This window comes from Nitrospiraceae bacterium (assembly GCA_020632595.1).
GTDB lineage: Bacteria > Nitrospirota > Nitrospiria > Nitrospirales > UBA8639 > Nitrospira_E.
The window spans coordinates 1,076,798-1,097,875 of record JACKFF010000001.1; the positions used below are offsets into that span (position 1 = coordinate 1,076,798).

A 21,078-nucleotide genomic window follows, 5' to 3' on the forward strand; every position below is an offset into this window, starting at 1 on the left:
GGTCACCCTATGCCCAATCCTGCTAAAGCCCTGGTGGAACCGCGTTCTTGATGAGAAAGCTGACAATGTGATCGCTCATGAGTCCCAACACAATGACCGCCACTGACGTGGCGCCCAGACCAATTTTCACCGCCAATGGAATTTCCCGCATAAGAGGAGGTTGCTGGGCTGACCGGTCCCGAAATACCCGTTCAAATAATTTCACGAAGTAGGCCAGAGTTAACAGAGTCGCAATCAGCACCGCGACAATGGCAAGGTAATTTTGCGCTTCCACCGCGCCAAGAATGATATACCATTTTCCAAAAAATCCCCCGGTTGGAGGAATCCCGATCATCGACAGGGCTATGACGACCAGAGCCACCGACATCCACCCCGCTCCTCCCTGCAGACGCCCAAGATCCTCAACAGTGCGAACCCCATACAGATGAATAATCGCCCCCGCCCAAAAAAACAATCCCGCTTGCATCACGGCATCATTCAAGAGGTAAAACACGCCTCCGACAAAACCGGTTTGATTTCCGAGACTAATCCCCACCAGAATCAATCCGATATGCGAAAGTCCTCCATATGCAAACATGCGTTTGATTTCTACTTGGGACAGAGCCAGGAATGCGCCAACCAGTGCTGCAAGAGCCCCAAGAATCCCCACTAACACCAAAAGGCGGATCTGGTAGACTACCGCCTGCGCTCCTAGGACCCAAAACATAATACGAATCCATCCATACAGCGCGACCTTCGTCACTAAAGAGGCCAGCATCGGTGACACTCTATCTGGCGCATAGGTATACGCATCCGGCAACCACCCGTGGAGCGGTACCAAGGCCATCTTGATGCCCAGCCCAATGAACATGAATAACACACCAACCGCAAAGGCCTTGGAGGCCACCAAAGAGGGCACCCGCTGAGCCAGATCCGCCATGTTGAGCGTACCCGTCTCGGCATACAAATATCCCACTCCCAGGAGATATAAGGAGGCTCCGAAGGTGCCTAAGATTAAGTAGCGGAATCCGGCGACAAGCGCCTTCCCACCCGCCAACCCGACCAAGGCATAGGCACACAGGGCAGATACTTCTAAGAAAACGAAAAGATTGAACAAATCCCCGGCAAACACCATGCCGGTCAGACTGGCTATCAATAATAAGACCAGGGTATAAAACGGGACAATCCGGCTACCAAGGTAAGGAAACAAAACTGAACTGAGGAAGGTGATACACACCAATCCAACGAGACTCAACGCCACGGTCATGACGCTGGCCAAGCCGTCCGCCACCCACTCAATTCCGACCGGAGCAGCCCATCCCCCAAAGTCATACTGAATGGTCCCGTTTTGAAGAACTCCTACAAGATTAGCAAAGGAAACCGGGACCATCGCAGCCTGCAAACCAATTGATAATGGCCGGCACCACTCCCGATGCTTGATCCCGATTAATGGTAAACAAATCGCCAAACCGAGAGGTAAGAGGAAAAGAATTGCGGGAAGGTGTCGCGTCATTCCAGCCTTTTGAGAATTTCTTCTTCGTCCAGGCTGCCGTATTTTTTATAAATGGCATCGGCCAGCGCCAACGATACTCCCAGGGTGGCAACACCCACCACAATCGCCGTCAATGTCAGCACATGAGGGAGAGGATTCGCATAGACTTCCGGTTGAATGATCTCGGTTGTGGAGAGCAAAATGGGCACCGTGGCGCCTTGCTTGGCACTTGTGGTGACGAGGAAAAAGATCACACTCGTTTGCATGAGATACATCCCGATAAGTTTTTTCACCAGATTGTACCTGGTCACCATAATATAGATGCCCCACAGAAACAGCAGGACAAAGGCAATATAGTTGGGGCGCTGCAGCCACCCCCCGATCATCTCAAACATCATATTCCTGCTCGGTATCGTGATAGGCCAAACTGAGAACGATAGAAATCCCGGTCACCGCAACATCCACGGCCACGCCGATCTGGGCCAGCAAAATCCCCGTATACCGACGGGCAGGAGCATCCAAACCCGGAATCTCCAAATTGGCATAGTTCAGAAATTCCCCACCTCCAATGAGGCATAAGCCACCGACTCCCACAAAAATAATCAATCCGATCCCATCGCCATGCAGGACTTTTTCCACCAAACGTCCCTGTGGTGACTTCAGCCCGAATACCAAAAAAGTCAGGATCATACTGGTTGTCCAAATAACGCCGGCCACAAATCCTCCACCGGGACCGTACTGGCCGAAGAACAAGACGTACAACGCAAACAACTGGGCCAGAGGAATGAGCAAGCGACTCATGGCCTGAACAATGATGCTATCGTGGATCTGTTTCATGAACCTGGCTCCCGTAATAACAAGGCACAGGCAATCCCAGCCGTAAATATCACCACGGTTTCTATCAACGTATCAAATGCCCGATAGTCCATCAGCACCGAGGTGACCACATTCGGCGTAAGCGTGTCCGCATAGCTATTCTGTAGGTACACTGGAGAAATGTGCACGTTGGGCTGAGAAGTTGGGTCGCCAAACGGAGGAAGATCATTCGCCGCCAATAACAACAGCAGGCCCAGCAAGGGCAGTCCGAGAACTCCCGCTAGAGGAGGAGGGGGGCGACGAAGGCGGCTATCCTTGGGAGCGGTATCAAACAACGTGACCAGGAACAACACGGTACCCAACCCGGCGCCAATGACGGCTTCTACAAAGGCCACATCCACCGCGCCCAACCAAGCCCAAACCAGGGAAAGAAAGAAACTATACGACCCGAGGATAAACACTGAACTCATCAATTCTTTCACCAAAAATGTGGCACTGGCTGCCGTCAGGACCAGAAGTAACAGCAAGGCAATATTCACCGAATACATCATTGGTCTTCCTCCGTCTGAGGTTTGAGGCCAGACCGATAGGCCGCTCGAATCGTGGCATGAGCAATGACCGGATTTAACAGGATGAGCAAAACCAGGACGACCAGAATCTTCAGCATATTGATCCCGAAACCCTGGTACAACGCAAGGCCCGAGAGAACACAAATCGCGCCTAGGGAATCGGTCAGGGAGACCGCATGGGATCGCGAAAACACATCAGGGAGGCGTAGTGTGCCAATTGCAGCCACCACCAGGAAAAAGACTCCCACCAGAATTAACCCGATGGCTATAACAACCATTTAGGGTGCCCCTCGTTGCTCAAGAAATTTGGCAATGGCAAACGCTCCCACCAGATTCAGAAGCGCATACCCCGTGGAGATGTCCACAAACATCTCCACACGGTCATAGACTGTTCCCATGACGACGCCCAGAATGATGGCTTTGGTCGATATTCCCGCCAATCCAAGTACCCGATCAAACACCGTGGGACCCTGGATCACCCGGTATAAATACACGAGGATCAGAAATGACAACGTAATTAGCAAAAACAGAAAAAATTCAATCATCACACATTCGTATCTTCCTGAAAGACCCAGGCAAGTTTGCGCTCCATCCGGCCGGTGGTGAGATCATTCCCTGCTGCCTCATCTATGGCATGCACGAGGAAAGTATTGCCGTTAATTTCAACGGTAATAGTGCCCGGCGTTAGGGTCACAGAATTCCCGAGCACAACGATCGCGCCCCGATGTTTTAATTGAGACCGATAGGTGATAAGTCTGGGCTTAATAGGTAACGAAGGATTTAGAATGAGTTTCGTCAAATGCAGACTACTCTCCACAATCCGTAAAAAGAGCCAGGGGCTGTACAACAGCATACGGCCCCATGGGAATTGCTGAAAGGGAGAATGAGGGAATCCGGTGTTTAACCATGCGACTCCACAAGAGGCCGTGAATCCGAGCACGAGGTGCAAATTGTCGTACTTCCCTGATAACACAAGCCAGCCGCAAAATAAGGCCAAGGTGTTCGCAATAAACTGTTTGGGGAAAGAAGATTCCATCTTATATTATCTTCAGATCAAACCCTGAACGGCTCGACTTAACGGACCCGATAAAGTATAAAAAAAGCCAACCAAATGTTTTTCGAATGAGGTGTTCAAAAAACCTGGTTGGCTTGTACTGTCTCCAGCCAATCGGAACTAACCAAATGCCGGGAACCCTACTGCCATGATGAATGATATTTAGGCAAACCGGATGCTCCCATTCTCTCGACTCAGCCTGCGCCAAATAAAAAAAAAGGCCTCATCCTTTTGAACGATCTGCAAGCCTTCGACCTTATACCAGGCACCCTCTTCCATCCACAACTTCGAATCACAAGGAATAATACCCCACGTTTGAGATGATAGGGGATTCGATCATGAATGCAAAGCCCGGCAGAAGTCAAAAAGTCGTTCATTCTTATCGTGAAATCATATGTTCATCCTGACCGGTTCCCAGGTTACGTCAGAGAGATACCGTGAAAAGCTTTTGGAGTCCGGATCAAACGCGATGACATGCATCCATTGGTTATGGAAAACATGCTGAAGCAAAGCGTGCTTCAGAATGATCGACCGTATTCGATCCGTAGGCGCTTCAATGATAGCCAGTAAGCGCATGGGCTCATGGTAGTGCCGCGCCCCATCGTTTACCGATTGGAGGGGAAGGCCTTTTTGCAGGTCACTTTGGCTCCCTAACATCACACCAACTCCGGCAACGATATTGTGAATGACCTTGCTACCACCCCCATAGGCCCAAGGATCCACCGACGAAAAGTAATACGTTAAGTTAATCAATTCGCCCACGATGAGTGGTGCGGTCATGATTTTTTCAAGAAGACTCCCATCAGGATCAGGGAGAGGGTCGTATGAATGCAAAAAGACTCTCCCCTCCAAATCCAGACCTTTGGTAAGTGCCCGCCTTCCAATCAAAAATGCGGCATTCCCTGACAACCCCCATTCAGGACGCGAATTTGCCCAATCCATGCTCCGCTGCCTGACATGTTTGAACGCGTCACGGGGAGATATGGCAGTGGGAGCGCCTGGAATGCGCTGGCATCGTTCCAATGCCTGATGTGTGCCAGCCTGCTCCAAGTCCCTCACCAACAGTGCTAAATCCTCTACATGGGTAGCAGGAAGATCGACCAGGTCATACATCGTCACTCGATCTGTGGTCGTGTTGTGTTTGGCGGGAAGAAACCAGGTGTCCTCTGGGATGACCAGGCCATGATCGCTCAGAATTTTCCGAACCTCTGGATTATTGGCCATGGCTGCAAAGACACGAGCATTCGGGTCACCATGACTACCTCCACATGCACCACAATCCAGCGCCGCATAATAAGGATTGTTTTCGGACTGGCTTCCATGACCGCAGATCATTACAAACCGGCCAAAGTTTTTCGTGAGGCCGATCACTCGCAATCCCCCCTCCACAAAGGCCGCTTGCTCCAATGGGGTAAAACCGAGTGCCAGTGGGCCCAACCGTGGATTTCCCTGCTCGTTTTCATGTGGAGTTTCAACGGGAATTTGCGTAGCTACAGTGCCCCCCAACCACTGCTGCAACGACTGCTTGACGGCACCAAAGGATGTTCGAAATAGCGTTTTTCCTACCAACCCGACGCTGAAAAACATCCCTAGCACATCAATCATCACAAAAGAAGCCAATGGATTGTGCTTCAGATCATGGAAGAGATGATGACTGAGTTGATGCCACCTGGTTCCCGAGAGATAGTCCTTCACCCGATCATTCTGCCCGACTCGCGGCACTTCGGTCACTTCCGCATGTGGTGTCAACAAAATCGGACACAAAGCCAAGTGGTCGTGACTATCAAATGCCACATGACTCATGGGCACGCCAAAAAATCCCGCATACCCGAATGTTTCATACAACCCCTGAGCTTCAAGATGACGCCGAAACGACTCCGAGCGAGCATCGATACAAAAAATCCCTTGTGCCCGAGGCCGCTCATTCCTAACGGGTGTCACCCCTTGATGTCCGCTGATGTTTCGCAGCAAACACTCCCGATAGACGTCCTCATAGGCTTCAAGCCATACCGGTCCATGTGCAGATTGGGGAAAGAGATCCAGCCACTCCAGTAAGGTTGACATGTCGGCGTAAGACAAGTCATGGACCTCAATTGGAGTCAATTCAAAAAACTGAGCCAGGTGAAAAAGTCGCCAGGCTTGGTGACATACCGCATGATTATTAGGGCCGGTGGCATGAGAAAAAGGAGAGTTCAACACCTGTTCACGCTCACGTTGTTCGTTCCAATAAGCGAGGAGTGCAGGCAAGGTCCCCTTGATGCCCCATTCCCGTTGGCAAAGGCCCTCTACCATTCCAGATTCATAAAAAAGGCGAACGGCCAGATATTGCAGTGGATCAATGGGATAGTGTTGTTGAGCAGGATACCCGGTGTGGTCACTACGCCATCGGATAAATCCTGCCCAACCTGGCAATTGAGCCAGATGCCGTGAGAGATAGTTTTGCCAGCGTTCCTTTGGGATTTTGAGTTCTTCCAGATGTTTGCTCAACATTTGCTCCGGTGAATCGGACAATTCGCCGAATTTTTGTCGAAGATCTGGAATCCCGAGGAATCTGCTTGAGAGATCCCCTTCGGCTAATTCTCGCCACGCAGCATAGAACCCTTTGTCTCTGGAAGGCATACTCCATCCCGCAACACCTTCGTCGACATATGCCCCCGTCCATTTGATCATGTGCGTATTGATAGTCTCAATCAGCACGCTACCAGTCTCACGGTCCAACCAATCACCCAGCGTTCTGTCTCTAGGTAAATCAACCGGGACGAATGCATCCTTTTGTCCTGATGCATTTGCGCTCCCACTGGGATCGGGTGCATGGAAAGAAGTCAGACCTGACAAAGGGTCAGACAAGTGGCACACGGCCAACGAACTTTTCCAGAGATTATGCAGATAGGCGGATTCCGGATCATGGCGGCACTTCTCGCACTCCCGAATCGTTCGATCAATAATGGAGGATCGAGAAGCCTCCGGGAGATCGGATCGAAATCGTGTGGTCAGACCCTCCATTTCCAGGGTCCACGTCATCAGCATAGCAGGCAAGATTTCAATCCCGTATGCGGCATGAATGCGCCAGACATCCTGGACATGTAGTGTGCGTGCTCCAACTTGAATGATAGCCTTTGCAGGTAATGGGGGCCCCACCCGCCGAATTGCCCGTTCAAGAGCCGACAGAGTAATCCGACCTTGGAAAAAGAATTGGCGATACTCTTCAACAGGCAGAAATCCCTGGGCGCCCAGCAACCCATTCGCTTCTTCAATCGCACGGGCAAAGGGTAAATGCTCGAGGTCCCGAATGGGATTGTAATAGGCAAAGGTTTTCATCGGCCAATATGGCCCGATGGGCTGACACGCCTCATCAACGATTTCCCGCAACCATTTCCAACTCGTCACCTTTGAACAATCTTGCTCAAGCCTGTTCATTGCCTCTTTTTTCTTTTTTTTGAGCACTCATAGCGTCCAATCAATGTTTAAAGAAATCCGTTATACTCTAACTGGGTAAAATAACGGGAACCAGGGTGAAATGACAGAGGGGAAAGCCTGACAAGGTTATGTACCCATCTCATTAGATTGAAGTCCATTTAGCAGCGTGCCAATACACGTTATATAAATAAAAAAGCCAACCGATGGGCGTCTCCTCTTTTTAGTTTGAGGAGATCCCTCGGTTGGCTTATTCTATCGCGTACTTCAATCCCACGCTGGACACGCTGAATGATGCTTGCGATCCGACAAACCCGTTCTACGGTCAAGGGCAAAACCAGCACGGACGCCACCCTTTTCAGGCATCCGAGGAGAAGTCTATTCTCTTCTTGCCCTCACATGAATAATACGCTTATATCAGGGGGATAGGTTGCTCCTCAAGTTCCTGAGATTCTTCCCTACGGGATGGTGATTGATAGATTGGGAAGAGGCAAGACCCGTCTTGCCGGAAAGCATGACCCTATGCCCCCTTTTCACACGAGGTGCAATGGTATCGGCGATCCCGAATGCCATCAATAAATTTGAACAGGAATCCATGGGCCGCGGCCCAACCGGTGTACGAGCCAGCATTTCTACGTCCCACCATCCTCATTCGGCTCAAAGGTGTTCTTACGCGAGCCGAGCGCCAACTGACTAAGTGTGAAGAAGGCATTGGAATGATCAAGCAAAGCGTCAAAATCTCATCTCCCAAGGAGGAGAACAACCGTGGCGTGAATTCCTGGGACTCCCCGGTACGGAAACGACTGCCCTGTTTACGGATATCGATACCCGGATCGAAGAACGCATCATCGTCCTGGCTTTAGATCCTAATTTGGAACCGACATTCCTGTAAACAGCCTCTCTCTATTTGAGACTTCAACCACCTCAAAGATACCCTGCAAATAATGGGTCTGTTAGACAGTCTGAGAATTCTCATGTAGTGGCTTTCTATGTTATTTATTCTCCATTTCCTGGCTTTTTGGATGGACAACAAAATTTGACTCTTGACTTCCATGGGATTTGCCTTATCTTTGAATGTATGAAAGCACAACGTGTTTTAACCCATGATGAGAAAAAAGCTTCTGAGGCGGCCTTTCGGGGATTGCCCATGAATGATTCGTGGACGGATTCTGCCAAAGCTATCTATGAAGGACTGATTCAAGCATTAGGGAAAACACCTTTGAACAATCTGTCTTCTTCAGAAAAAGAAGACATCCAGCCTCCGGAAAAGTCCGATCTTCTGCCTTCAGGTTTTTCTGAACCGTCCCAATCAGGTCTTTCAATCAGTTCCGGTGATATTCCTGCTGAATTTGAGTCACTCCCGATCCGATCCCGAAAAGAAGCCATTGAATCCGGAATACTCAAAGATGTCACACCAATCGCACAAAGCGTGGGGCTGGATTTCTGCGTGGGCATGACCAACCCGCTCTGGGATCAATACATCACTCCTTCTCAGGATTATACCGAAGAACTTATACAAGCCCGTCTACGCGATACACTGGTGGCTGTTCGCCTCAGGTTAGCCATCCTGAAAACACCAACTCCGCTGGTGGATGTTCCTCTCTTATTACAATTTCCTCCCGAACCCACCCCTCAGCTCTGCCTCACCTTCGCGCTATTTCACAAGGATCCAGTTGATGGCGATTGCCTGCTCCTGATCCATCCAGGCGAGGTCTTCGCAACGCGTCAAGCATTTGAGAACAATTAACTCACTCACCTGCCATACCTCACAACATTCTTGTTGACAAGCAAAGTCACCTCCCGATTCCCTATGCCACTTGCGATTGTTGCCGGGCGATAGAGCTCAAAAGAGTCCCTCAACATCGTTTTGGAACGCGTAACAATGAGTGATGAGGCAAAAACCAAAGGGAGTGAGAAGCAAGGAAATTGAAAACCATGTGGTTTGTTCCTCCTCCTGCATGTTTCACGGCACAAAAGCGAGAAAGGCAATGGGGAACATCTCCCATTGCAAGAGAAGGTTCACGCCCGTGAGCTAATGGCCCACGGGCATGATTCCATGAGACAGATAAGAGCGAAAAACCCCTTTTATTCCAAATCTCCGGGATTATTAAATAACGCAGGCAACTTAATATTGCCATGGCCGTATTGGGGGAAATTCGGGGCCTGGGGATCACCCGGATTCAAATTGGAAGCTGTATCGTCCGGCGGAAACAAAACCAGGGTCTGTAGAAAATCAATAACCTGCCCTTGCTTTACATCCGGTAACCGGGCAAACCGATCTCGCGCCTCCTTCGCTTCACCGCCGTGCCGCATGATGACCGACCATAGATCGATACTCCGCCCATCATGCCCGTAAGGAGCAGTTGTGCCCACTCCCCATAGTGGTTCGGTCATAAACTCCTTGGTCAACGTGCCATCAAAGTTGCGTTCCCAATAGGTTGAGCCCAAGTCATGTCGTTTGAAATCCGCATAGATATTCTTGACGACAAAGCGCTGTCCATTTGGCTTTTTCACCGAAGGCGAACCCGATGCCGGGACTTCTTGGAACAGGGGAGTCGCTACGGCGAACAGGTCATTAAATATCCCTTTCTGTTCGTTAAACGAAGTTTCCACATCAGCCACCCGCCGATCTTTCTCAATGACCAAATTTTGGATATGACAGCCGGTGCATTGAATGTCCTTGAAGATCTTTTCACCTTTTTCGGAATCATGCGTCTGGCGCCCAATGGCAGGTTTAAAATAATTCAACAAATAGAACTCGAGGTGGTCCACCAGACTCACGGGAATTTCATTGGCAACCCCATCTCGATCAGGATCATCACTTACGCTGGAAGCCGGTGGCGCTTCGATTTTATCAATCTTTCCATTTAACACCATTCCCGCTGGCGTCACCACCTCCTCACCGCCAACAGCTTTCGCAAGATCAGGATCAAAGGCTTCAAGGCCCATTTCTGCATTCAACGCACCTACCACAAATTCCCTGATGGATATGGTTCCGCCATGGTGAAAAAACGGTCGTACCCGGAGATCCGAATCGACGCCTTCTAATCGTGATGGATCCATCGAACCGTCAGGATTCACTCTAATGGTTCCATAGGAAATGTCTTTGCTCTTTAACGACACCTCTACGGATCGCCCTCTTTGCTTGGCTTGGACAATGGCCCGGTCCCGGGCTTGCCGTAGATCCTGAGTAATTTCATCGGCAAGCATCTCAATAATCCCTAATCCGAACAAATGCGGGGCATCCCGGCTATCTGGTCGGGTAAACACGTCTCCACCAAACCCCGCAGCTCCACGTGGTCGTCCATGGCAACCCGCACAACTATCGACAAGCCCGGCACCGATCGACCCCTCAGCCGCAATATCCCCATGGCCATCCCCCGTCCGCGGACCAAAACCCTGTTCGACTGTAAACTTTCGCTGGAAAATGCTTCGACCACGCCGGATAGAACGAAACGGATCCCGATTAATAATATAGAGCGAGGAATCGGGAGTGTTGATATCTCCCCTGCCCGCCCCAATTTGCTGCTCTAACGTTTTCTGAATTCCTGCTTGTTCATTATTCGGGCTTTGCGTAATATCCGTTTCCTGTGCCTGCGCTCCAGGTAGACCCGTTATAAACGACATCGTGCTCAGCACTAGAAACAAAAAGAACAGTGGCAAACCTCTTCGCTCATACTCTTGCATGACAGACCTCCCTTACCTGAGGGTGAAACGGTTGAAATGAATGAGGGGGAGTCAGACTTCTCGGAAAAAACCAGCTGAAATTAATGGGGGGAAGGACGGATCTCTCTCTTAATGTGAAAAATTTTTTCGATCATTAAAAAATAAATTTAGACAAAAAAGACTTTTGTATTTATTTTATGTACAAAGAGAAGAGCCTTAGGCAAGTTCAATACCAGGATATGGAATGGCAAAAATACAGGCCTTTTTTTCCTCCAGGATGTATTAAACTTAGGATTGTGAAATGTCATTCCAAGAGATTCTGTATGGTTCACCCTTCGGTTTGTATTCGTCTGTTTGATGAACGTTCCTTACATTTGGGGTCACAGTAGATTTCAGGCACCCCGTTTGCCAGAACCATTTTGAGAGAGGAGATGGCCTTGCCCGCTGAACACTCACCCCTTCACGAACCGCCACACAATCCTTTCGGGGGAAAAACGTTAATTGTGGACGCGGAGCACCCAGGTTGCTTCACCCTACCCAGCGAAGCTCTCGCTCACGCGCAACAAGATGATCAAATATTCATTCGACCGGGGGTTTATGAAGATCGGTTGGTACTGACTGAGCGAACCATCCATTTGGTCGGCGCCGGACGGGACCAGGTCACAATATTCAATCGGCGGAGCGGTCCTTGCTATCTTCAGCGAGTTTCCGGCGGACACATCAGTGGTATCACGTTTCGTTATGTGGGCAGCGACCAACATTCCGCCCTGAATATTTTAGATTCGGTGTGCACCATATCTCACTGCAGGGCCACGGAAGGGATTTTATCCGGAGTCGTTATTTATGGACCGGATTGCCGCCCGACCTTGCTCGACAACGAGATTTCTCATAATCGGGAGTCCGGTATTTTTTCGTTTGCCGGAGCTCAACCGTACCTGCGTGAAAATACGTGTTTTGGGAATCATCATTTTGGAATGGCTGCACGGGACGAGGGCACTCGACCCGACATGATTAAAAACATCTGTCGGGAAAATATGCTAAGCGGCATTCTCCTCTTTCACCTCGCCAAGGCGCTTATCCTCGAAAATACTTGTGAAGAAAATTCGCATTGGGGAATTGTGCTCACTCCGGATTGTGAAACCACCCCAAAATCTGAAGACCTCCCCCAGTCAAATCATTTGGCACATAACCCTCGCGGAGCCTATACCCTCACCACAGAACCTTTGGCTGATATTGGTCGCTAGAGATCAAATCGCCGCGCGGCTGATCATTCACCAAGACCATACAGGATGCCGGGGAACGAGGGTCTATGATAAGGTGGGCAACGTTGACAGGACTGTCCAGGACGATTCGAGATGAATGATTATTTGTGGCATCAACTGAACGCTGTGCTGGGTAGCCTCACCGTGACGGTGGGACTCTGGTTATTAGTGGGAGCCTTACCGGTACCTATGGGAATGGCTCTGGCCCTCGGGCTGGCCATCCTGTTGGCCTGGAAAAGTCCGTCTATTGGATCGATCTGGGCGACTTCCACATTCCTCTTAGGAGTGGAAAGTTTCGCGTGGCCCATCATGCAAATGGCCGACATTCAAAAGCTGGGACCAGAACCTCCATTAGAAGAATTGGAACGGATTTTCACCGCCGTGTTGTTTGGGCTGTTTTCCGGCGTGTTCTGGATGACCTTTGCTTATGGAATTTTCAAACGCACTCGAGAGAAGAGCACGCCGACCTCCCCTTCAACCACCCTTCCCAAAACAAAAAACCAGAAGAAACAGGCAAGAAGGCGATCAGGCTAATCCCGTGATAAGGCCAAACCCCTGCTATTGAATGTCCATGGGGTCCACATGAAATTCAACGACGACAGGATCTTTCCGAAATTCTGCTTCATATTCCCGCTGAAGGCTTCGAAGGCCTCGTTGTGCTTCTGATAACTCAGACGTTTTCATCAAAAAAATTACACGATTTTTCTTGGTCCGCCCTGGTTTTTGGGATGCCATCGGACCCAGGACCATTGGGGTTCCCATGCCCCCTTTTCCAGCTAGACCGGGAGGTCTTCTCCCTTCAAACTTTTTCAATCGTTGATGGAGAAAGTCTACGACTTTTTGCACGCGTGGCGCCTGCTCCCCCGTCACAACCAACAATATTACGTGGGTAGTCGGGGGGTATCCTAAGAGGTCACGCAACTCCAGTTCCTGGTCATAAAACATTCGGGGACACTGGTGCCCAATGGCTGTGAGTACATGATGATCAGGAATTCGCGTTTGGAGAATCACTTCCCCGGGCTCTTGCCCATTACGGGCCAATCTGAAAGCCCTCGACAACATCTGAAACGTTCGTTCGGCTGATCGGAATTCAGGAATATGGAGCCCAAGATCAGCCTGAGGAAACCCAATGACCGGAGCCGTAGGTGGATCTGATTGATGGACTAAAAATTCCGTCCCAATCATTACCCCAATGTCTTTGTGCCGGAATTGGCGTAACATCGTATCAGCCGCTTCGGGGGTTTTCACATTCTCCCGATCGAACCGAGCCACCGTGACCGCCGGAAAAAGACGGCTCACCTCTTCTTCCAGTCGCTGAGTTCCCGTGCCGGAGAATCGAAACACCCTGCCTTGACACGTGGGACAAGTTTCAGGGGTTGGTTGAATTCCCTCACAGTAGGTGCACACCAGACGGGAAGGTTGCTGATAGAGTTTCAATGGAACTCCACAGTTGGGACAGCTCGGAGCCTTTCCACAATCCCGGCACACCAGGGCACCGGAAAACCCTTTACGATTGAGAAGTAAAATTACTTGATCCCCCTCTTCCAATGACCGCATGATTCTGGCGATTAAGGCCGGCGACAGGATGGTCTCATACGGTAAGGTTCGTAAATCGACAGTACTCACATGAAGAATCCGCTGTGACGGGTGTTCCAATGCCTGACGAATCTGCTCTGTAAAACGTCCATAGAGTTCCAAGGAAGGCGATGTCGAACCATATACTACGAGAGCCTGGTCACATTCTCCCCGCATTCGCGCGACTTCCCGAGCGTGAAAATACGGAAGGTGTTCATCTTTGTAGGACGGATCCTCCTCCTGATTGATCCAAACGAGCCCCAAATTGGGAACCGGCAGAAATAGTGCTGATCGAGTTCCCACCACGACTTGCACGTCGCCCTTTCGAATTCGTTCCCATCGAGCAGCACGAACCATTGTCGAAAGATGGCCATGATAGACCTCAACCTGAATATTGCCGAGAAGTCGCACCTTTTTACCAAGGATTTCTGCTTGCTGCACTTCTGGAGCAAGGATGACGACGCGGCGGCCTTTTTCTAGAATGGTCTCAATCATCTTGAATAACAGATCCATTTGAACCGATTCCGGTCCCACAACAGGCAACTCCTGAAAACCGCCGGCTTGGACTGCAGTGAAAAAAAGTTTCCATGTCTCGTTGCCTCTAAAGTTGAAAGCCGCTCGTTGAACAGACTCCGGGAGTTCTCTTGATTCTTCTGGAGAATCAAATAACCCTCGGGGAACTGAATGCACCGAATTTCGTCCAACTCTGATTCCACGGACCGGACTTTGATCCTTGGATCCTGTAGGAAGGGTCGTCTGCTCAATAATCCATCCCTTCTTCTTCGCACGAGTCAAAATATCTGAAACATTGTTCATCGTTCGCATAAGAGAGGACCGGAGCAATCCCCTGGGTGCCTGTTCTAACTTGCGAAGCACCAACTGCACGTCAGATGCCAGCGAGCGGTCCGATAAGGCCTGGCGACCGTCGTCCGTTAAGGATATTCGCCTAATTACGGGTATCGAATGTGGAGGAACAATCAATCGCAAGCATGCGGAGAAAGGAGCCAGATAATAATCTGAAATTTTTTCAACCAGTCGAAGCAGGTTGTGGTCCAAAGGACGGTTCCCGGCATCGGCCTCCAACGAAAGAATGGCACGCAAGGGTTTTTGACGGAACTGGTTTTGCAGGGAAGCAGAGTTTTGCATTTCAAAGAGCGTCACGACCACTCCAGAGACGACAGTAGAGCCTAAAGGCACCACCACGGGACTTCCTATATGCAACAGGGGAAGTAGATGGGGAGGGACCTGATAGGTAAAGATCTGGAACCGCCTGGCTGGCAGGACAACGTCAGCAAGCATGAGTGATTAGGATTTTCATGAGCACACAATTCTACCAGCGAGTGGTTCTGCCTACAACGCTATTCAACCTCAGCCCTCAGATCAACACATATATTGGGAGCCACGAGCAAGTAAGCACTGAGTCTATAAAAATTCCCCCCCTTGCCTGCCCATCCTCATAGTCAATGCGTAGCATGCGAGTTAGAAGAAAAACAGGCTGCCCTGTTCCATCACTGAAGTTCCAAACATTCCTGTTTGTTTCGGCACCTTGACGATTTCGATAAAAACAGGAAGGATAGAAACGACCGGTTGAAATCCTATCCAGCCGGTTAGGCAAGAATCGGTCGGCTCACAGTCTTTTACCCGTAAAAAACACATCTAGAGAGATCAACTCCGATTCCACATAATCGGAGGAGGAGAATAGGAAAATGGGAGGCTTGGAAATACTTGGAGTCTTGGCTCTGTTGATTGGAATCATTGGCATCGTTGTTCTACTAAAAAGTCGAAAAAAATCCCAATAAAGACCCGACAATTCCCTCTGTGAACACGATGGCCTATAGTAGTTTTGAAGGACCACCCCAAGGCATCAACATGCTCTGAGAAGACGAACATACAAACACCTTCATTGGGCGCTTATTGCAGGCACCAACCCATAGGATCAAGACTCTGGGATTTTTTTGAGACGGCGGTCCAAAGCAAAACGAGTAATGCCAAGATATTTAGCAGCGAGACTTTTATTATAATCGGATAACCGCATGACTTCTTCAATCAAATCGCTTTCAATGCCCGCAAGGGATTGCTCTCCGAGAACCATTTCCATGCGCACCACCTTTTGATCCCCTCGAGTGACCGCATTTACTGAGGAACGAGCCTCTTCATGTACTTCACGAGGCAGATCTCCTTCCGTCAAGCTTTTCCCACGACAAAAAATAGCCGCACGCTCCATAATATTTTCCAGTTCACGAATATTTCCCGGATATGGATAGCGCTCCAACAGCCGTTGGGCCTCCGGCTCAATAGCCGCAACCTCTTTGCCAAGGTCGCTGCTTTGTCGAATCAACGTCGCAAGAGCCAAAGGGATAATATCCTCTGTTCGATTCCGTAATGGTGGGAGATTCAATGACACCACATTCAGCCGAAAAAACAAGTCCTCCCGGAATCTGCCTTGCGCCACATCTTTGCGCAGATCACGATTGGTGGCCGCAATCAGACGAAAATCCACATCAATATCCTCTTGCCCACCCAACCGTTTAAACGAACGCTCCTGCAACACTCGAAGCAATTTCGCCTGCATGGAAGGATTGAGGTCTCCAATCTCATCTAAAAAGAGCGTCCCGCCCTCTGCCTGTTCACAAAGACCGGGTTTGCGCTGGTTTGCTCCCGTGAAAGCCCCGCGCTCATAGCCGAATAATTCACTTTCAAATAATTCCTGAGGAATGGCGGTACAATTCACCCCCACAAACGGACCTTTGTCCCTAGGGCCGTTATGATGAAGTACTCGAGCGACAAATTCTTTCCCTGTTCCCGTTTCTCCAAACAGGAGAACTGTCGTTTTCAAATTTTTTGCCATTTCCTGAATTTGCCCTACCAACTCTTTCATACTGGGACTATTGGCAATCAAACTGTTGAAGGCATATCGACCTGGCCTATCCTGCGTTTCAAAATCGATACGGCGCCGAAGGGTTAGATAGTCAAGCGCGCGATCGATCACAGGTTCCACAGTGGAGAAATCGACGCTTTTAATCAGAAAATCATAGGCCCCGAGTTTAATGGCTTCCACCGCATCTTCCACCGTGCCATAGGCGGTGAGGAGAATGACCAGGGACTGTTGAGATTTCGCACGAATATGCTTAAGAGTTTCCAGTCCGCTTAACCCGGCCATTTTCAAATCTAACAGGATGAGGTCTGGCACATCGTGATCAAGAGCTTCCAATAAGGCCTCCCCTGAAGCAAAGCTTCGAACATGATGGTGTCGTTTTGCAATTCGTCGGCTGATGGCTTGGCGAACCACATCATCATCATCCGTAATAAAAATGTTCGCGCGCATGGGTTACACCGTTGGAAGTTGGGGTTGGCAAACGCAAGGCAGCCACCATGTCATGGTGGTCCCAATACCTGACTGACTTTCCGCATGAATCTCTCCACCATGGGCTTCAATAATATTTCGACAAATAGGCAATCCCAGTCCTGTGCCACGATGTTTGCCTGTGGTAAAAAACGGTTCAAAAATCCGAGGGAGAGCACTTGGACTGATTCCCTTTCCATTATCTTTGACTTTAATACGCAGTCCCGGTATTCGTTCAATAGTTTCCTCCTCAACAGACAGACGCAGACACCCTCCCTCCGACATCGCCTCAACGGCATTTTGAATCACATTTAGCAACACTTGCTTCAGTTGATCCCGATCGGCTTGGATGGAATTGAGATTGGCAGGCGGATGAAATTCGATCTGAATGGCCTTTTGTTTTATGGGTTCATTGAGGACCTGCAAAGACTCCAGTACCAGATCTTGCAATTGAAAGGTCACCGGAAGCAAGTCTCGTGGTCGCGCAAAGTCTACAATTTGGTTCACAATGCGATCCAGTCGCCGGGTTTCCTTGAGAATGGTCACAAGGTCCTCATGGCGGGAATCCCCATCAGGAAAATCTTCCATCAACAACGTCGTGGTTGACCCAATGCCCACAAGTGGATTTCGAATCTCATGCGCAATACCTGCGGCCATTTGCCCCAATGTGGCCAATCGGTCAGATCGGTTCAATTGTGCACGCATATGCTCTAAAGCCGTGATATCCACATTAAATCCCTGGTACACCATGGTCTGCCCACCGTGGTCTTGAATGGGAACCGCGCGACATAAGACCTTCCGAACGGCTCCGTCAGGATGTAGAAAGCGAAGGACCCGCTCAAAGGGCTCACTCTGGTGGCAGGCATCTTGAAATGTTTCGCGCACCCCCTCTCGATCATCCGGATGAATCGCTTCCCACATATGTTCAGGATCTAATACCTCATCGGGATTCCTCCCCGCCAGAACCCAATTCTGCCGGTTGCTAAAAATCAGATGATCTTTTTTTGCCGTGAATATTCCTATGGGCGCATAATCCACAATCCCTCGATATTTGGCCTCGGAAGAGGTTAAGTCCTGATTCAGCGTCCGGAGTTCCTGTTCGGATTGTTCAATACGCCGGATATGATTCCGGATTTGAGTGCCCATTGTCTGCATGACCTTGGTCAATTCCCCAATTTCATCGTCACGCTGAAAAACGGGAATATTCGGAATGTTTCCCCCGGAAACATTTTCCACAGCCTTGACCAAGGTCGTTAATGGTCCTGTAATGGACCGCGCAATGAGATGAAGAGGCACCAGCAACAAAATCAACGCCAAGGACCCTCCCCACACGACCACCCCCATCAGAGCCGCCCGGTCTGCGGCGCTACTCCCAAGGGCGTGTTGCAATTGCGTGACTTCTCGCCGATCAAACCGAGCCATTTCTTCACGAATGGCAAGCATGAGAATACGCCCTTTTTCACTTTCGACATAGTCCGTGGCCTCCTGCGGAAAACCCGCTTTGACCCGTTCAATCAGCCGATCTTTGTCATTCATTAATTGTTCAACCATTCCTTGAACAGTTTCAATTACCTGTCGCTGATCCTCAACAGACCTGACCATCTGTCTCAATGAATTCCCGAGTAACAGCACTCGTTGCCTGGCTGCTAAATAGGGCTGTAAAAATGGCGCTTTTTGGGTCAAAATAAACCCTCGAAACCCGGTTTCGAGATCCACCACTAATCGCATATATTCAGCCGACGCGCTTTGCACCAGATACACATCATTCAGGCGATCTTCATCCAGAGAAAAAGTCTGGACGCTTCGATAGGTCACCAGGCTCAAAATCAAAACGGCTAACACCGGGACCCCGGAGACCAAAAGAAGCTTTCTGGCAATCGGAAGATTTAAAAATAATTTATTGAGAGACATACCGAATTCACCGAAACTCTTCCCTTCAAACCTTTGCCTGACACCTGATATAACCTCCCAACCCTCACCCCACTATACCCCAAAAACCGGTCTAATCTCATTATGTGAGGTGCCCAAACCAGGATCATTTCTCCACTCAGATTCTATTTCTTGAACAGGTTAACCGGATTATCCCACCCCAGCTAACGGAGAAAGATTCCATGGTCAGATTAAGACAGTTTGTGATCATAGGCGGAAATAAATGGCCGGCAAAGCCGTATAGTGAAGATCGGGAAGCCTGCACACATGGGGGAGAGGTAAGAGATAAACGCACCCAAAACTTACTTGTAAAAGGTTGAACCAACCATCGATGCGGGAATCTCTTGAGCTGGATGGGGTTCTGCAACAGCCGCCACATGATGCGTCAAGATTCCTTGTGCATAGTAGGTTTCCGTTACTGGTTGCAACAACACATACACAGCCAGAAGTCCCCCGAGCGTCATGGTGACCGTATAGGGAAGTGCCATCCACACCATCCGGCCATACGAAAGCCGAATAAGTGGGGCAAGACCGGACGTCAACAGAAAAAGAAAAGCCGCTTGCCCATTTGGAGTGGCCACACTAGGAATATTGGTCCCCGTGTTAATAGCGACCGCCAAAAGATCAAATTGATCGCGGGAAATCACTCCCTGCTGAAATGCCCGCAGCACCTGTTCTATATAGATCGTGGCGACGAAGACGTTATCGCTAATAGCGGAAAGAAGGCCATTGGCAATAAAAAACATGCCGATTTGATGTCCACCTTCCATGGACAGAACATAATGGATAATGCCTCCGAAAAGGTGTTGCTCCTGGATCACCGCCACAACTGAAAAAAACACTACCAGGAGGGCCGTAAACGGGAGAGCCTCTTTAAATGCCTCCCCCAACCGATGCTCCTCGATAATGCCATTGAAGGCGGTCACTCCGACGATGACCGATAATCCAATAATGCCAACTTCCGCCAAATGAAACGCCAGGGCGGCAATTAACCAGATCATAGCCAGACCCTGAACGATCAAACGGGCCTTAAACCGATCATCCATCTTACGTGAGGTCTCCTGGTCAAACCGCCAAAGAATATCCCTGACCACGGGAGGAAGACTGAATCCATACCCAAACCATCGGAATCGTTCAACCAGGACACAGGTCAAGAATCCCACAATCAGCACCGGGATGGTCACAGGAGACATGCGAATAAAAAATTCAATAAAATTCCACCCCGCCTTCTCTCCGATCAACAGATTTTGGGGTTCTCCGACTAAGGTGCAGACACCTCCCAGCGCAGTTCCAACCGCTCCATGCATTAGAAGATTCCGTAAAAACCTTCGAAACTCCTCCAAATTCGAGCGATGAAGAGTGCCAACCCCATGATCCAGGGTATGGTCATAATCATCCTGAACACCTTTACCTGAGGCCACCCGATGATACACTTTGAAAAATCCCACGCCCACGGCAATGATGACTGCCGTCACCGTGAGGGCATCCAGAAATGCTGACAAAAACGCTCCCAGCCCCGCAAATAACAAAGCCAGGGTAGTCTTCGATCTGACCTCGAGAAGGACTTTCGCAAAAACAAACAGCAATAAATCCTTCATGAAGTAAATCCCGGCCACCATGAAAATCAGCAGAAGAATGACCTGAAAATTATTCAATGCTTCGTGGTAGACGGTTGCTGGTTTGGCCAGCCCGATCAGCACCGCTTCAAGGGCCAACAAACCACCTGGTTGAAGAGGATAACTTTTCAACGCCATAGACAAGGTGAAAATAAATTCAAGAACGAGGCACCAGCCCGTGAAAAATGGACCGGCGGCATACAATAAACAGGGATTAACTATGAGGAAAGCGAGAATCGTTCCTTTATACCACCTCGGAGCATGGTCGAGAAAATTTTGTTCAAATGCACGAATAAACGGTAACACCGTAATACAAAATCTCCAGAAAAATCATTCACAAGCGAGTGGTGTAAACCACCGTGC

General features: G+C 49.6%; 17 protein-coding genes. 4 read left to right on the forward strand and 13 right to left on the reverse strand.

Features of this window, described 5'->3' with window-relative positions:
• Positions 1-22 precede the first annotated feature (22 nt).
• The 8 genes from H6750_04965 to H6750_05000 form a co-directional block, all read right to left on the reverse strand.
• A complete protein-coding gene (locus tag H6750_04965; protein MCB9773658.1) occupies positions 23-1,492 on the reverse strand; it encodes a hydrogenase 4 subunit B in 1,470 nt (489 codons plus the stop codon).
• Entirely contained in the window at positions 1,489-1,866 is a 378-nt protein-coding gene (locus tag H6750_04970; GenBank protein ID MCB9773659.1) for a cation:proton antiporter subunit C, read from the reverse strand. The genes H6750_04965 and H6750_04970 overlap by 4 nt, the downstream gene beginning before the upstream one ends.
• Positions 1,859-2,308 (reverse strand): cation:proton antiporter, encoded by a 450-nt coding sequence (locus H6750_04975; protein ID MCB9773660.1) that lies wholly within the window; start codon positions 2,306-2,308, stop codon positions 1,859-1,861. The genes H6750_04970 and H6750_04975 overlap by 8 nt, the downstream gene beginning before the upstream one ends.
• Positions 2,305-2,838, reverse strand: a complete 534-nt coding sequence (locus tag H6750_04980; GenBank protein MCB9773661.1) for a DUF4040 domain-containing protein — start codon at positions 2,836-2,838, stop codon at positions 2,305-2,307. Before H6750_04980 ends, H6750_04975 begins: the two co-directional genes overlap by 4 nt.
• Positions 2,835-3,134 carry a monovalent cation/H(+) antiporter subunit G gene (locus H6750_04985; protein MCB9773662.1) on the reverse strand — a complete coding sequence of 100 codons (300 nt, stop codon included), beginning with the start codon at positions 3,132-3,134 and terminating at the stop codon, positions 2,835-2,837. The genes H6750_04980 and H6750_04985 overlap by 4 nt, the downstream gene beginning before the upstream one ends.
• Positions 3,135-3,401, reverse strand: a complete 267-nt coding sequence (locus H6750_04990; protein MCB9773663.1) for a pH regulation protein F — start codon at positions 3,399-3,401, stop codon at positions 3,135-3,137. It abuts the gene before it with no gap.
• Positions 3,401-3,892: a Na+/H+ antiporter subunit E gene (locus H6750_04995; GenBank protein MCB9773664.1), complete on the reverse strand. Its 492-nt coding sequence runs from the start codon at positions 3,890-3,892 to the stop codon at positions 3,401-3,403. Before H6750_04995 ends, H6750_04990 begins: the two co-directional genes overlap by 1 nt.
• A gap of 408 nt (positions 3,893-4,300) precedes the next feature.
• Positions 4,301-7,327, reverse strand: a complete 3,027-nt coding sequence (locus tag H6750_05000) for a DUF2309 domain-containing protein (GenBank protein ID MCB9773665.1) — start codon at positions 7,325-7,327, stop codon at positions 4,301-4,303.
• Between the two features lie 563 nt (positions 7,328-7,890).
• On the opposite strand from H6750_05000, the gene H6750_05005 reads away from it, so the two are divergent.
• Positions 7,891-8,187, forward strand: coding sequence for a DUF2294 family protein (locus tag H6750_05005; GenBank protein MCB9773666.1), 297 nt, complete (start codon positions 7,891-7,893; stop codon positions 8,185-8,187).
• Between the two features lie 215 nt (positions 8,188-8,402).
• Complete coding sequence (locus H6750_05010) at positions 8,403-9,071, forward strand: hypothetical protein (GenBank protein MCB9773667.1); 669 nt, start codon at positions 8,403-8,405, stop codon at positions 9,069-9,071.
• A 338-nt stretch (positions 9,072-9,409) separates the two neighbouring features.
• Here H6750_05010 and H6750_05015 read toward each other — a convergent pair whose 3' ends face one another.
• On the reverse strand, positions 9,410-10,951 hold the full coding sequence (locus H6750_05015; GenBank protein ID MCB9773668.1) for a thiol oxidoreductase-like protein: 1,542 nt from the start codon (positions 10,949-10,951) through the stop codon (positions 9,410-9,412).
• Between the two features lie 476 nt (positions 10,952-11,427).
• Here H6750_05015 and H6750_05020 point away from each other — a divergent pair, with 476 nt between their 5' ends.
• Both H6750_05020 and H6750_05025 read left to right on the forward strand, forming a co-directional pair.
• Positions 11,428-12,234: a right-handed parallel beta-helix repeat-containing protein gene (locus tag H6750_05020; protein ID MCB9773669.1), complete on the forward strand. Its 807-nt coding sequence runs from the start codon at positions 11,428-11,430 to the stop codon at positions 12,232-12,234.
• 111 nt (positions 12,235-12,345) lie between these two features.
• Entirely contained in the window at positions 12,346-12,786 is a 441-nt protein-coding gene (locus H6750_05025; protein MCB9773670.1) for a hypothetical protein, read from the forward strand.
• A 24-nt stretch (positions 12,787-12,810) separates the two neighbouring features.
• Here H6750_05025 and priA read toward each other — a convergent pair whose 3' ends face one another.
• The 4 genes from priA to nhaB form a co-directional block, all read right to left on the reverse strand.
• Positions 12,811-15,126 (reverse strand): primosomal protein N', encoded by a 2,316-nt coding sequence (priA, locus tag H6750_05030; GenBank protein MCB9773671.1) that lies wholly within the window; start codon positions 15,124-15,126, stop codon positions 12,811-12,813.
• Positions 15,127-15,763: 637 nt separating this feature from the next.
• On the reverse strand, positions 15,764-17,152 hold the full coding sequence (locus H6750_05035; GenBank protein ID MCB9773672.1) for a sigma-54-dependent Fis family transcriptional regulator: 1,389 nt from the start codon (positions 17,150-17,152) through the stop codon (positions 15,764-15,766).
• 3 nt (positions 17,153-17,155) lie between these two features.
• Positions 17,156-19,081: a CHASE3 domain-containing protein gene (locus H6750_05040; protein ID MCB9773673.1), complete on the reverse strand. Its 1,926-nt coding sequence runs from the start codon at positions 19,079-19,081 to the stop codon at positions 17,156-17,158.
• Between the two features lie 320 nt (positions 19,082-19,401).
• Complete coding sequence (gene nhaB, locus H6750_05045; GenBank protein ID MCB9773674.1) at positions 19,402-21,021, reverse strand: sodium/proton antiporter NhaB; 1,620 nt, start codon at positions 21,019-21,021, stop codon at positions 19,402-19,404.
• Between the last annotated feature and the right edge of the window lie 57 nt (positions 21,022-21,078).